This window comes from Mesorhizobium sp. M1312 (assembly GCF_040318115.1).
Classification (GTDB): domain Bacteria; phylum Pseudomonadota; class Alphaproteobacteria; order Rhizobiales; family Rhizobiaceae; genus Mesorhizobium.
On sequence record NZ_JAMYLQ010000018.1, the window covers coordinates 46901 to 60631 of the forward strand.

Sequence of the window (13731 nt, forward strand, 5' to 3'; positions counted from 1 at the left end):
CGACCCTGGTGTGACTAGCGCCGGAATTTTTCCGTCTAGGAAATGAAGCGCGTGAACTCGCGCTCGAGCTCGAATACGGCTTGCTCTTTCGTCTCGGCGTTCCCGCGCTGCCCGCCATGGAGGCGGAACCGTGGATCGGAGGTCGAGATCGACCAGGACCAAGTTCCAGAGAGGGAACCCCATTGATTCTTCAAAATGCGGCCGACTGAAGATTGCAGGAAATTCGCGGTAAAATCGTACTGTCCAGTTTGGCCGGCGACCACGGTTCTGCCCCAGTCCAGCCATACCCGAGCGCCGCGGTCGCGGACGAAACTTAAAGGCCTCGACAGGCTTTTCGAAGGCAGCAAGAACGATGCTGCCTTCGACGATTTGGAAGCCACGCTGATAGGCGAGGCGGACCTTGAGGCGCCCGCTCATCCCCGGAACCGCTCGGTGGTCCAATGGATCTTGCCGCCGATCTTCATCGGCTTATGTATCATCAGGCGCTTGGGCAGGTGCTCGGGATGAACTGAGCAATGTGATCTTCACCGTTGGCTTGCAGCGGCTGCAGTCGAATTTCAGCTTCAGCGGATCGCCCGCCGCCATAGACCATCATCAGGTCCGCCGAACGGCAGTAGCGGACGTTGCCGCAACTGCATTCTGCCTTGACGAGCATGTTGTGCCGGGTCGCCTTGCCCAGCGTGTCTATCGGATCGTGCGCCATGAGAACGAATAAGGAACATTCTTCTTGATCGTCAAGACCGGCTGTAGAATCTTCCACCAAGCTGAAGTGAGAATATTCCGATGAGCGACGATCTTATCCGGCTTCCCGGTGCAATGGAGCCCGTCACACGAACAGTCATTCAGCACCATGAGCGGCCACAGCGCTGGAAGCCGGTGGGGACCATGGATAAGTCTGGCCGGGATTGTCATTGTATTAGCGTAAGCGCATATTGGCCCTGCAAGCGGCCTGCTACGCCCCGTCTGTATTTAGTGGGCGCGCCGATGTCCGACAACAGCCAGCAATCGCCCTCGTTGTCTTCATCTGCACACGGTCTTCGCTGGCCGGCTTTAAAAGGGAGGACTTCGATGCGCTACCTTCTAGCCACTTTTTGTTTCGTCGCACTAGTTATCGGCGGTGGCGAACCTGCCGGTGCCCAGACAGCCCAATCAAGCATAGAGGCGAACAATGCGGACTTTGTTGCGAAGTTTGCCGCCAAGGATACGACAGGCCTGGCTCAACACTATACCGAAGACGCGGTAGCGTTTCCTCCCAATGAAGAGCGGATCGCCGGCCGCGAAAGCGTTCAGAAGATGTGGCAGAGCTGGATCGATGCAGGATTGACCGATCTGACCTTGAAAGCGGCGCAGGTCGAGGAGAGCGGCACTCTCGCGTATGAGGACGGCACCTACTCTATCAAGATTCCCGGCAGTGACGGCAAGATCAGTGAGGAAATCGGCAAATACATTGTCGTTTGGAAAAAGGGCGCCGACGGCGAATGGCGAATGCATCGGGATATTTGGAATACGAACCCTGCCAAGAAGTAGAGTTCCCCAACAGCGCGGCGATTTGAGCCCCGCCAGCGCGCGTTCCGGCTGGCCGCGAGCGCCAACTCGCCACCGCAATCGACCACCGCCAGTGAATTGCCGGTCAGCGGCTCTACCGCGAAGACATCGATGAAATGAAATGGAATTGCTCTGCTCATGGTTTTCCTCCGGGAACCGCAATTGGGCCCGTGCAGTATTGCAGACAATTTCTAGCGGAGGTGGGAGAGCACGTTGAGCAGCTTGCCGGTTGGGTCGGCAATGAAGAAGCGTCTTACGCCCCACGGTTCGTCGGTCAAATCATAGACCACTCTGCAACCGATCTCGTTCGCGCGAAGATAAACCGCGTCGACATTGTCGACCTCGATCGACAGATCTGGCACCGGGGTGCCTGAGCCGCCCTCGCTGGCGATGCTGATCTGGGGGACGGTGGTTTCGCTGGACGCCAGCGTGACGAGCCACCCCTGATCCATGACGGCATCGAGCCCGAACAAGTCGGTATAGAACTTCCGAACATCCGGAATGCTGTCTGTTGCGATATTCGAGACGATGCGCAGGACGGTCATTCCATATCTCCTTTCACAGCTTGCCATATCTCCACAGCTTGGATGGTAACGCATAGCTGCGCGCTGCGGAGCACGTCTCGAACAAAACAGGCGCCGATCACCTGAGCCGCAGAGTGCCGGAGATGGACCTTGAAGGACCGGCGGGGTGCCTGTGCACGGCTCGCAGTAGGCTTCGTTAACGCTGTTCACGCTCAGGTTGTGTCAATAGATGTCACCTCTCGTCCAGAAAGGTAACGTCACATGTTGACAGGCGGGCGATTTCGAATTACGAGTGACGAAATTCAAAATTCGTCACTCGTAATGAGCTAATGAAACACGATGAATGATACCCTTGATACCCTCGATACGGCCGACCTGATCCGGCAGGAGAATGTTGCGCGCATCCTCGATTGCGCAGAGCGGCTGTTCCGCCACTACGGCTACGGCAAAACCAATGTCGCCGACATAGCGCGTGAACTCGGCATGTCGACGGCCAACATCTACCGTTTCTTCGCCTCCAAGGTTGAGATCCACCAGGCCGTTTGCGGCCGTATGCTCGCTACCTGCTATCAACTGACCTACGACGCCTGCCATAGTCCCGGAACGGCCAGCGAACGGCTTCGCCGCTACGTGCAAACCCATTATCAGTGGACCCGCAACACCATGCTCGACCAGGAGAATGTGCACGAAATGGTCGTCGTTGCCATCGAACGCGATTGGCATGTCATCGAGAAGCATATCGACAGGATCCGCTCCCTGGTGGAGGAGGTGATCCGCGAGGGAATCGCAGCAGGCGAGTTTGCCGACCAGGACCCGGAAGTCGCTTCACGGTGTTTCGGCGCCGCTATCATCACCCTCTGTCATCCGCAGATGGTCGCCCAGTGCCTTGCCAAGAAGAACCGGGCGATGCCGGACGAGCTTATCGAGTTTGCCATCAGGGCTTTGAAGAAATGACCGTTTCCGCCTGTCGGGCGGCGATGTCGCAATCCATATCCATTTCGGGAGTACGCAAGTGCCTTTGTCCAAATCCATCATGAACAGGCTGCCGGCCATTGGTCCGGCTCTGGTCGTCGTCGCGGCGCTTGGGCTCGCCGGCTGCTCGCAAGAAAAAGTGGAGGTCAAGGACATCGTCCGGCCGGTCAAGGTCGTCGAGATCGCCAAGGCGAACGATACCCGTGAACTTTCCTACTCCGGATCGGTGCGCGCCCGCACCGAGATGAACCTTGGCTTCCGCATCAACGGCAAGATCACCGAACGCCTGGTCGACATCGGCCAGCGCGTGAAGCCGGGCGATGTTCTTGCCCGCATCGATCCCGCCGACTACGACCTTTCGGTCAAGAGTGCCGAGGCCAGCCTCGAGGCCGCCGAGCGGCAGGTCGAGACAACGGGCCTTGCCCGCCGTCGTGCCGAACAGTTGTTTGCCAAGAACTTCGCCTCGAAAGCGCAGCTCGAACAGGCGACGCTCAGCTATGATCAGGCGGTCGCCACCCGCAATTCCGCCCGCTCAGCGCTTGACCAGGCGAAGAACCAGGTCCTCTACACCGACCTCAAGGCGGACAGGAACGGCATCGTCACATCAGTCACCGCCGATGTCGGTCAGGTGGTCGGCTCCGGCACGCCGGTTGTGACCGTTGCCGTCGATGGCGAAAAGGAAGTGCTGGTCGCCGTGCCGGAAACGGATATCGCCCAGTTCAAGCCGGGCAAGGACGTCGAGGCAAGCTTCTGGTCCGACGATGCGCTGACGCTCGACGGCAAGGTCCGTGAAGTCGCCGGCAGCGCCGATCAGCAGTCGCGTACCTTCGCCGTTCGCGTCAGCCTGCCCAACGATCCGCGCGTGCTTCTCGGCATGACCGCGAACATCGAGGCTTCGGCGGCCAAGAGCAGCCCGCAAAGCGTTTCGATCCCGTTGAGCGCGCTGGCGCAAAAGGATGGCCAGCAGATCGTCTGGACCGTGGACCGCAACGGCGAGACCGTCCATGCGCGTCCGATCAAGGTCGCCGAATTCACCGCCGACGGTGTGCATGTTGCCGAAGGATTGAAACCCGGCGATGTGGTCGTTGCGGCGGGCACACAGTTCATGACCGAAAATCTGAAGGTCAAGCTGGCTGGCGATGCGGTGCAACAGTCCGCATCGGCGGACGATGGCGACGCCGTCAAGCACGTGCGCTGACGGCCAGGCATAAAACGGCTTTTCCTCGCATCGGCGCAAGCCGCGAGGTCAAGCGGTTCACGGTTTCCGGGCGGCAGGTGCCCGATTGGCGAGACGGCAGGTCGATGTAACCCCCCACATCGATCCTCGCGTCCCCACAGTGATGAGTGTCTCTCCGTTCGGAAAGCCTCGCCGCCCGGAAGCCAGCATGAGAAGCTCCGTGGGCATGCCATGTGCGTGCGCTGACGATCAGACAAATGGACTGGCGCTATGACCACCGACACCAATGAGAAGCGGCCCTTCAATCTTTCGCGCTGGGCAATCGGGCACCCGAGCATTGCGCGGTTCCTGTTTGGCCTGATCATCGTCGCCGGTGCGCTCGGCCTGATGCGCATGGGCCAGAAGGAAGACCCGGACTTCACCTTCCGCGTCATGGTCGTCCAGGCTGTCTGGCCGGGTGCCTCGATCCAGGAGATGGAGGACCAGGTCGTCAACAAGATCGAGCGCAAGCTGCAGGAAACGCCGCATCTCGATTTCGTCCGTTCCTACACACGCGCCGGCAGCGCCATCATCACCTTGCAGGTGGAAGGCGACACCAATCCCGCGCAGGTCGCGGATGCCTTCTATCAGGTGCGCAAGAAGGTCGGCGATATAGCCAACGAGCTGCCTCAGGGGCTGCTCGGGCCCTACTTCAACGATGAGTTCGGCGACACTTTCATCACCCTGCATTCGATCAGCGGCGACGGCTATAGCTATCCCGAGCTGAAGAAATTAGCCATCCAGGCGCGTGACATGCTGCTGACGACGCCCGGCGTCGAAAAGGCCGTGATCATCGGCGACCAGCCGGAAAAACTCTACATCGACGTTTCGTCCAAGGTGCTTGCCGAGCGCGGCCTGACGCTCACCGATCTGCAGAACGCGATCAAGGGCCAGAACAATGTCGATCCGGCAGGTTCGGTCGACACCGGCCAGCGCTCTGTGCGCATCTCGGTCGAAGGCAATGTGACGGAGGCGGCCGACATCCGTGAACTTCGCCTGCGCGCCGGCAACCAGGTGACGCGCCTCGGCGACATCGCAACCGTGACCACAGGTCTCGAAGACCCCTATCAGCGCAAATATCGCTTCAACGGGCACGATAGCGTCCAGGTCGGCGTCGTCATGGCCAAGGGCTTCAACGTCACCGATGTCGGCAAGGACGTCGAGGCGACTTATCACCGCTTCGAAGAGGCTTTACCTTACGGGGTTTCGGTCGATCAGATCGCCGACCAGCCGGAAGTTGTCCGGGAAGCGGTGAGCGAGTTCATGAAGGCGCTTGGCGAGGCGCTGCTGATCGTGCTTGTCGTCTCGTTCCTGACGATCGGCTGGCGTTCGGGCCTGGTGATCGCGATCACCATTCCGCTCGTGCTGGCCGCCACCTTCGCCATCATGTACGAGATCGGCATCGATCTGCAGCGCATTTCGCTCGGCGCGCTGATCATCGCGCTCGGCCTGCTCGTCGACGACGCGATGATCGTCGTCGAAATGATGGAGCGCAAGCTCGAGGAAGGACTGGTCAAAATCGAGGCGGCGAGCTTCGCCTATACCTCGACGGCCTTCCCGATGCTGAGCGGCACGCTGATCACCACCGCCGGCTTCATTCCGGTCGGCTTCGCGGCCTCGACGGCAGGTGAATATGTGCGCACGCTGTTCTATGTCGTCGGCATCGCGCTGATCGTGTCCTGGTTCGTGGCGGTCTATTTCACGCCGTGGCTCGGTCACATGATCCTCAAGCAGCGAAAACACGCCGGCAACCATCACGATGTCTTCGACACGCGCTTCTACCGCCGGCTTCGCGCCACCGTCGGCTGGTCCGTGCGCCACCGCATCATCGTGCTGGTCATGACGCTGGTGACCTTCGCCACCAGCCTGTGGGCGTTCCAGTTCATCCCGCAGAATTTCTTCCCGCAGTCGTCGCGTCCGGAAATTCTTGTCGATCTCTGGCTGCCGGAGGGCACCAGCATCAAGGAAGTCGAGACGCAGGCCAAGGCGCTCGAAACCAGGATGATGGACGACAAGGACAAGCGCTTCATAGCCACCTATATCGGCGAGGGTGCGCCGCGCTTCTTCCTGCCGCTCGACCAGCAGCTTCGCAATCCGAACTTCGCCCAGCTTCTGGTGATGGCCAATGACGAACCGGCCCGCGAACGGCTGATCGTCAAGCTGCGCACCATTCTGGCCGAGGATTTCCCGTCGGTCCGCGCCAAGGTCGACCGCCTGTTCCTCGGGCCACCCACGGGCTGGCCGGTGCAGATGCGCGTCATGGGCCCGGATCGCCAGGAGGTGCGCCGCATCGCCGACGAGGTGAAGGCGAAGTTCCAGGCAAATCCGCTGCTCGGCGCCGTTCACGACGACTGGCTGGAGCCGGTGCCGGAGATGAAGCTGGTGATCGACCAGGATCGCGCCCGTGCGCTCGGCGTCACTTCGCAGCGCATCCGCCAGATGCTGCAGGCAACCATGTCGGGCGCGCCGCTCGATGATTTCCGCGACGGCGAGGAGACCGTTTCGATCGTCGCCCGCGAACCGGAAGCAAGCCGTCACCTGCTCTCGGCAGTCGACTCCGTCTCTGTCCCGACGGATTTCGGTGGCTTCGTGCCGCTGTCGCAGGTCGCCAAGGTCGTCCCGGTGCTGGAGCAAGGCGTCGAATGGCGGCGCGACCGCCTGCCGACCATCAGCGTGCGCGCCACGCTGCCGGACGGCGTGCAGTCGAACGATGTCGTCATGAAGATGTACAGCGAGATGCAAGGCCTTCGCGACGGTCTGGCGCCCGGCTACAACATCGAGATCCAGGGCGGCGCCGAGGATTCGGCCGAAAGCCAGGCCTCCATTGCTGCGAAAGCTCCAATCATGCTCGCCGTCATCGTCGTGCTGCTGATGATCCAGCTGCAGCATTTCGGCAAGGCGATGCTGGTGCTGGCAACCGGTCCGCTCGGCATCATCGGCGCAGCGGCGGCACTTTTGATCAGTGGCGCACCTTTCGGCTTCGTCGCCATCCTCGGCGTCATCGCGCTGCTCGGCATCATCATGCGCAACTCGATCATCCTGGTCGACCAGATCGACCAGGATATCGCGGCCGGCATGGAACGCTCGGAGGCCATTATCGGCTCGGCGGTCCGCCGTTTCCGGCCGATCATGCTGACGGCGCTGACGGCGGTCCTGGCGCTGATCCCGATCTCGCGCGGCGTCTTCTGGGGTCCGCTCGCCTATGCCATGATGGGCGGCATCCTCGTTGCCACCGTGCTCACCATTCTCGTCCTTCCGGCAGGCTATGCCTTGTTCTTCGGCAGGGAGCGCAAGAAGGCCGAGGATGCGGAGCAGGCGGCCGAGCCGGACCTGGCAGAAAACGACGACAGGCCGCGACTGGCTCTGGCCGCCGAATAGAGCGTTGGCAGATGTGACGTCCAGGGGTTAAATCCGCCCACCGGCAGGAGCGCTGGAGGAGGACCGTCATGACCGTAGCTCAGACACCGGCGGCGCTGCGCCAGCCAATCGACGGACGCTACCGCCAGATGTTCGTCGATGGCGCCTGGGTCGACGCCCGCTCGGGCCGCACTGTGGAGACCCGCAATCCGGCCACCGGCGCGGTCATCGCCACGGTGCCGCACGGCGACCGCCAGGATATCGAGCTGGCGGTGGCCGCGGCGCGCAGGGCCTTCGACGGGCCGTGGAGCAGATATAAGCCCTACGAGCGACAGGTGCTGCTCCTCAGGATCGCCGACCTCTTCGAAAAGCACTGGGAGGAGATCAGCCGCTCGGACACGACCGACATGGGCATGCCGATCGTGCGTACCCGCGCCAACCGCAACCGCGTCATCGGTATGCTGCGCTACTACGCCGGCATGGCGACGTCCCTGCATGGCGAGACGATCGAGAACTCGCTGCCGGGCGAAATCGTCTCCTTCACGCGCAAGGAGCCGGTCGGCGTCGTCGGCGCCATTATCCCCTGGAACGCACCGACGGCCGCTTCGATCTGGAAGATCGGGCCGGCGCTGGCCACCGGCTGCACGGTCGTGCTGAAACCTTCCGAAGAGGCGCCGCTGACGCCGCTTCTGATCGCCGACATCATGAACGAGGCCGGCGTTCCGCCCGGCGTCGTCAACATCGTGACCGGCACCGGCGCTGAGGCAGGCGCGGCACTTGCCGAGCATAAGGGCGTCGACAAGATCGTTTTTACCGGCTCGACAGCGACCGGCCAGTCGATCGTCCGCGCCTCGGCGGGCAATCTCAAACGCGTTTCGCTGGAGCTTGGCGGCAAGTCGCCGGTCATCGTGTGCGCCGACGCCGATCTCGACAGAGCGGTGCCGGTCGCGGCGATGTCGGTGTTCGCCAATTCCGGCCAGATCTGCATCGCCGGCTCGCGCCTGTTCGTCGAACGCTCCATCCACGACGAGTTCGTCGCGCGCCTGGCGGTCTACGCCAGAGGTCTCAGGATCGGCGACGGTATTGACCCGGCGACCGAAATCGGCCCGCTCGTCTCCGAAAAGCAGCTGCAACGGGTCGCTTCGTATCTCGAGGCCGGCACGGCGGAGGGCGCGACCCTCGTGACCGGCGGTGAACGCCTTATGCAGGGCGCGCTGGCCGCCGGCAATTTCGTCGCGCCGACGGTTTTTGCCGATGTCTCTGACGACATGAGGATCGCGCGCGAGGAAATCTTCGGGCCGGTCATCTCGGCACTGCCGTTCGATACGCTCGACGAGGCGGTCGAGCGGGCCAACAACACGCCCTACGGTCTTGCTGCCGGGGTCTTCACCCAAAATCTCGCCACCGCCCACCAGCTTTCCAGGAAAATCCGCGCCGGCTCGGTCTGGGTGAACACCTATCACGCCATAGATCCGGCCATGCCTTTCGGCGGCTACAAGATGAGCGGCTACGGCCGCGAGGGCGGCGCCGAGCACCTCGACGAGTATCTCAACACCAAGGGCGTGTTCATCAAGATCGATTGAGTCTCACGCGGGATATGGCATGAAACGAAAAAACCCGCCTCGGCGGCGGGTCATCGGTGCCAATCGGCACTACAGTTAGAACAGTAGCATAACTGCCGGCACAAAGCAAGAACAAACGTGCAAGGGGACCGAGCGCGCGTCGCGCTCAATCTTTGAGGCTGATATCAGATGACGAACAGCCAGTTTGCGAGCAGCATCACCGCGACGCCGGCGATCAGCGTCAGGTAGGGTAAGATGCCCGCCTTTCTGACGGCGAGATCGGATGAGGTCATGCCGAGATCAGCCAGCATGTGGTCGGGGAATTTGCCCTTGTCCTGGATGTAATGCCGGAAGCAGAACACCGGGATGATCAGGGCAGCCGTGATCAGTCCTGCCCACAGCGCCATCGGGTTCCAGACCTTTGCGCCGGCGCCCATGAAGATCATGTTGACATAGGCAAGGATGGCGCCGAGGCCGAGCAGCCAGCTCGGTGCCTTCCACGGCCGCGCGATATGGCCGTTGTCGATGCGATGGATCCAGCCGGCGTTGAGGTTGAGGAAGTTGAAGATGATGTATCCGCAATTCGACACGGCGAGGATGAAGAAGAAGCTGGTCGCGTCGGCCGAAGCGATGGCCAGCACGGCCAGGTTGAAGATCAGGTCTGTCCACATGGCGCGGGTCGGGGCGCCGTGTTCGTTGACATGGCTGAGATAGCGCGGCAGCCAGCCGTCGACTGAGCCCTGATAGAGCGTGCGCGAGGACCCCGCCATCGCCGTCATGATGCACAGCACCAGGGCCAGGATCATCAGCATCACCAGAAGGCTATGGATCAGCTGTCCGCCACCGACCATCCCGGCCAGGGCATCGGCAACGCCGGAGCCGTCGACGATCGGGGTCGCCAGCATGCCGTTCAAGCCGAGCACGCCCTGGAAGGTGAACGGCACCAGGAGGAACAGCAGCATGCACAGCAAGCCGGAATAGAAGATCGCCTTGAAGGTGTCGGTGCCGGGGTTCTTGAACTCGGACGTGTAGCAGACCGCGGTCTCGAAGCCATAGGTCGACCACGCGGCAATGAACATGCCGCCAAGGACGAGCGTCCAGCCGGCGATGTTCCACGCCCCGGGCTCCGGCGCGTAGGCGGCTGCGAGCGGCACCAGCGGCGAAAAATTCGCCCAGTCGATCTGGCCGGTGACGATCGGCACGACGCCGACGATCAGCATCGGAATGATCACGAACAGGCCGATATATTTCTGTACGTTGGCGGTGCCCAGGATGCCGCGATGCTGGATGGAGAAGATGATCAGCATCAGCACGGCGCCGATGAAAAAGGTGGCGTTGAAGGTGAAGGAGACCGGACCCAGCGTGTGACCGTAGAGCGTCCAGTTCCGGATCGCCGGTGTGGCGGCCGCGCTCACCGCGGTGATCGCATCGGCGACACTCGTTCCGGCATTGGCCGCGATATAGGCGGCGACTTCCGGCGAGGTGTCGGTAAACAGCGGCACCGGCGCCAGCGCGTTGAGGATGTAGGCGGCGGCGATCGAGCAGCCGAGCGATAGCACCGGCGACCAGGCGAACCAGTTGCACCACACCGACAGCGGCGCGATGAACTTGGAATAACGCAGCCAGGCGGTGGCGCCATAGATCGAGGCGCCGCCGGATTTGTTCGGGAACAGGCCGGCGATTTCCGCATAGGTGAAGGATTGCAGGAAGCCCATGATCATGGACATGGTCCAGATCAGGAAGGCCAGCTTCCCGGTCGTGCCGGCAATGCCGCCGATCGAAAACAGCACAAGGGCTGGAACGCCGCTTGCCACCCAGAAGGCGCCGCGCCAATCGATATTCCGGTGCAGCTTCCCTTCGGCAGGCGGCACCAGGGCAGAGACTATCGTGCTCATTTACGTGAATTCCCCATTTTGATGTTCCCCATCGGCGACGCCGACACCACGCGATGCGTCACCGACGCACAGCGTTGAACGACCCCAAGCGTTTTCCGCTCAGTAGTATTTTTTTCTTAACAGTGAAGATTGATCCGCCGCGCTTTCACGTCAAGCAATTTGTGAAACTATGCACACCTCGCTTGCGAAACACGTCGGCCTTTGCCGGCAGGCAGACGAGGGGCGGCGCAAACGTTCGGGAACGGTGACGGGCCTGAAACGATCGTCAGGAGCGCGGTCTGCTCTTTTGCGGGTCGTAATGGGCGAAGGCGACGACGCGCGCCGGCAGCCGCTTGCTGTGGCCGTCGAGCTTGCCGATCTCGACCTCGGTGCCGATCGCGGCATGGGTGACGTCGAGCCTGGCCAGCGCGATGTTCTTGTTCAGCACCGGCGAGCGCATGCTCGAGGTAACCTCGCCGATCTGGGCACGGCCGACATGGATGCAATCGCCATGGCCGACCGCGACATTGGCGTCGATGTCGAGGCCGACCAGCTTCTTTTGCGGGTTTTCCTTGCGCCGGATCAGCGCCTCGCGCCCGATGAAATCGTCGGTCTTGGTCTTCAGCGGCACGGTGAAACCGATGCCGGCCTCGAACGGATCGGTCTGGTCGGAAAATTCATAGCCGGCAAATATCAGCCCGGCCTCGATGCGCACCATTTCGAGCGCCTGCAGCCCCATCGGCTTCAAGCCGTGCGGCTGGCCGGCCTCCCAGATCGCGTCGAACACCTTCGCGGCGTCGCGGGGATGGCACCAGATCTCGTAGCCGAGTTCGCCGGTGTAGCCGGTGCGCGAGACGACGACCGGAATGCCGTTGCCGCCGCCGATGCGGGCGACGGCGAAACGGAACCATTCGAGCTCCTCGATCGACGGCTGCAACGGCGAGGTCCAGATGATCTCCTTGAGGATGTCGCGGCTCTTCGGTCCTTGCACGGCGACATTGTGCATCTGGTCGGTCGACGAGCGCACCAGCACGTTGAGGCCAAGTTTCGTCGCCGTTTCGCGCAGCCATTCGCCGGAAAGATCGTCGCCGCCGACCCAGCGGAAATTGTCCTTGCCGAGCCTGAGCAGCGTGCCGTCGTCGATCATGCCGCCATGCTCGTAGCACATGGCGGAATAAACAACCTGGCCAACGCCGAGCTTCTTGACGTCGCGGGTCAGCGTGTATTGCAGCAGCGCTTCGGAATCCGGACCGGTGACCTCGAACTTGCGCAGTGGCGACAGGTCCATGATCACGGCATCCTGGCGGCAAGCCCAGTATTCGTCGATAGGCCCTTGCCTGGCGAAGGAATTAGCCAGCCAATACCCCCTGTACTCGACGAAGTTGCGGGTGTGCTTGGCAAAGCTCGAATGAAAAGCGGTCTCGCGGGTCATTTTCGGTTCCGAATCGGGCGTCATGCGTCTGGCGATCGCTCGCGAGAATTTGTGCTGACCGGAATAGGTCCGCACATGGATATCGGTCAGGTTCCAGCCATTGGCCGGCGTCGTGTCGTCGGGGCAGGCCGACGACACGCAGACGATGTCGGTAAGCGCGCGCAGCAGCACATAGTCGCCCGGCCGCGACCATGGCTCGTCGGAAACCATGACGCCATGCGCGTCGATCGCCGTGTTGAAGAAGAAATTGATCGCCATCCAGCCGGCGCGGGGGTTCACTCCCTTGTCGGCAAGCGCGCGGTTGAAATTCTCCGAGCAGTTGGGGTGACCGGGATAGCCGATGTCGTCGTAATATTTGGCGGCGCAAGCGAGCGCGAACGCGTCATGCCGGCCGCACGTGTCCTGCACCACCTCGACCAGCGGCTCCATGTCCTGGTCGTAATATTTCGAGTGCAGACCTGGCATCGGATAGCTCGAACCCATCAGCGTGCGGGTCGTCGTCACGTCGAGCGGATGATCACGTCCCTTGTCCAGCTTGCGCGCCGAAAAGCATTGGAAGTCGGTGCATTGGCGCCCGTCGACATCGATGATCTGCAGATAGTCGCCGGCTTTGACGAAATAGGCTTCCGCCGTCGCCGACTGGACGCGCAGATCAAGCACCGGATCGGCCAGTGGATCGCCCAATTGCGACTTCGCCATCGGACGGATCGTCGCGCGGCGGACAATGACGCTGAGCGGCGTCGCCGTGTCATGGCCATCGACTAGCATCGGACCACCCGGGGCGGCAATGAGCATCGAGCCGTCGCGGGCGACGGTAAAACCCTGTTCGGTGCCGGCAGGGGTGGCGCCGCCGAAGACGCGAACCGCCTTTGGCTGGTCGAGCTGCACCTGCCGTCGCTCCAGCCCTCGTCGCAAGGACGCGAGGCTGTCGTCGCCATCGGCCAGCAGCGCCTTGATGCCGGCGGCGTTGCTGTTCGATTTCTCGCCGAAAATGCCGGCATCAATCGCGCCGTTCTTGCCCCAAGCCAAAAGCTCGCAGGCCTGGCCGCCTTCGACATTGCGCACGGTGATGGTGTCGCCGGCCTCGATCTCGATGAGCACCGCGCCATTGCCTCGCACAGGGTAGCGCTCCATGCCAGCCGGCAGCGCCATCTGGCCGGGCCTAAGGATAAGGCTCGGCCGGGGCGGTCCGGCTGCGACGGCGGGGTAGGGCGACTGGCTCATCTCGACCCCAGTTTAGAGAAACAAG

General features: G+C 62.1%; 10 protein-coding genes. 5 read left to right on the forward strand and 5 right to left on the reverse strand.

Annotated elements, in window-relative coordinates:
- Window positions 1-35: 35 nt before the first annotated feature.
- Both NKH36_RS20480 and NKH36_RS20485 read right to left on the reverse strand, forming a co-directional pair.
- Window positions 36-347: a hypothetical protein gene (locus tag NKH36_RS20480; RefSeq protein ID WP_352962283.1), complete on the reverse strand. Its 312-nt coding sequence runs from the start codon at window positions 345-347 to the stop codon at window positions 36-38.
- Between the two features lie 131 nt (window positions 348-478).
- Window positions 479-763 carry a hypothetical protein gene (locus NKH36_RS20485; protein ID WP_352962286.1) on the reverse strand — a complete coding sequence of 95 codons (285 nt, stop codon included), beginning with the start codon at window positions 761-763 and terminating at the stop codon, window positions 479-481.
- A 305-nt stretch (window positions 764-1068) separates the two neighbouring features.
- Between NKH36_RS20485 and NKH36_RS20490 the strand changes: the two genes are divergently transcribed.
- Window positions 1069-1527 (forward strand): YybH family protein, encoded by a 459-nt coding sequence (locus NKH36_RS20490; RefSeq protein WP_352962288.1) that lies wholly within the window; start codon window positions 1069-1071, stop codon window positions 1525-1527.
- Between the two features lie 209 nt (window positions 1528-1736).
- Here the strand turns inward: NKH36_RS20490 and NKH36_RS20495 are convergent, their stop codons facing one another.
- Window positions 1737-2090: a VOC family protein gene (locus tag NKH36_RS20495; protein ID WP_352962291.1), complete on the reverse strand. Its 354-nt coding sequence runs from the start codon at window positions 2088-2090 to the stop codon at window positions 1737-1739.
- A 318-nt stretch (window positions 2091-2408) separates the two neighbouring features.
- Here NKH36_RS20495 and NKH36_RS20500 point away from each other — a divergent pair, with 318 nt between their 5' ends.
- The 4 genes from NKH36_RS20500 to NKH36_RS20515 all read left to right on the forward strand — a co-directional run bounded on the left by NKH36_RS20500 (window position 2409) and on the right by NKH36_RS20515 (window position 9197).
- Entirely contained in the window at window positions 2409-3023 is a 615-nt protein-coding gene (locus NKH36_RS20500) for a TetR/AcrR family transcriptional regulator (protein WP_352962294.1), read from the forward strand.
- 79 nt (window positions 3024-3102) lie between these two features.
- Window positions 3103-4239: an efflux RND transporter periplasmic adaptor subunit gene (locus NKH36_RS20505; protein WP_502912077.1), complete on the forward strand. Its 1137-nt coding sequence runs from the start codon at window positions 3103-3105 to the stop codon at window positions 4237-4239.
- A gap of 249 nt (window positions 4240-4488) precedes the next feature.
- Window positions 4489-7635, forward strand: coding sequence for an efflux RND transporter permease subunit (locus NKH36_RS20510; protein ID WP_352962299.1), 3147 nt, complete (start codon window positions 4489-4491; stop codon window positions 7633-7635).
- A gap of 68 nt (window positions 7636-7703) precedes the next feature.
- Window positions 7704-9197 carry an aldehyde dehydrogenase family protein gene (locus NKH36_RS20515; protein ID WP_352962302.1) on the forward strand — a complete coding sequence of 498 codons (1494 nt, stop codon included), beginning with the start codon at window positions 7704-7706 and terminating at the stop codon, window positions 9195-9197.
- A gap of 164 nt (window positions 9198-9361) precedes the next feature.
- Here the strand turns inward: NKH36_RS20515 and NKH36_RS20520 are convergent, their stop codons facing one another.
- Window positions 9362-11071 (reverse strand): trimethylamine N-oxide permease, encoded by a 1710-nt coding sequence (locus tag NKH36_RS20520; protein ID WP_352962304.1) that lies wholly within the window; start codon window positions 11069-11071, stop codon window positions 9362-9364.
- A 265-nt stretch (window positions 11072-11336) separates the two neighbouring features.
- A complete protein-coding gene (locus NKH36_RS20525) occupies window positions 11337-13706 on the reverse strand; it encodes a trimethylamine N-oxide demethylase (RefSeq protein ID WP_352964169.1) in 2370 nt (789 codons plus the stop codon).
- Window positions 13707-13731: the final 25 nt, after the last annotated feature.

Coding starts and splice junctions, on each gene's coding strand:
- NKH36_RS20490 (WP_352962288.1), top strand. CDS start 1,069: ATGCGCTACCTTCTAGCCACTTTTTGTTTCGTCGCACTAGTTATCGGC.
- NKH36_RS20515 (WP_352962302.1), top strand. CDS start 7,704: ATGACCGTAGCTCAGACACCGGCGGCGCTGCGCCAGCCAATCGACGGA.
- NKH36_RS20505 (WP_502912077.1), top strand. CDS start 3,103: ATGAACAGGCTGCCGGCCATTGGTCCGGCTCTGGTCGTCGTCGCGGCG.
- NKH36_RS20525 (WP_352964169.1), bottom strand. CDS start 13,706: ATGAGCCAGTCGCCCTACCCCGCCGTCGCAGCCGGACCGCCCCGGCCG.
- NKH36_RS20510 (WP_352962299.1), top strand. CDS start 4,489: ATGACCACCGACACCAATGAGAAGCGGCCCTTCAATCTTTCGCGCTGG.
- NKH36_RS20500 (WP_352962294.1), top strand. CDS start 2,409: ATGAATGATACCCTTGATACCCTCGATACGGCCGACCTGATCCGGCAG.
- NKH36_RS20520 (WP_352962304.1), bottom strand. CDS start 11,071: ATGAGCACGATAGTCTCTGCCCTGGTGCCGCCTGCCGAAGGGAAGCTG.
- NKH36_RS20495 (WP_352962291.1), bottom strand. CDS start 2,090: ATGACCGTCCTGCGCATCGTCTCGAATATCGCAACAGACAGCATTCCG.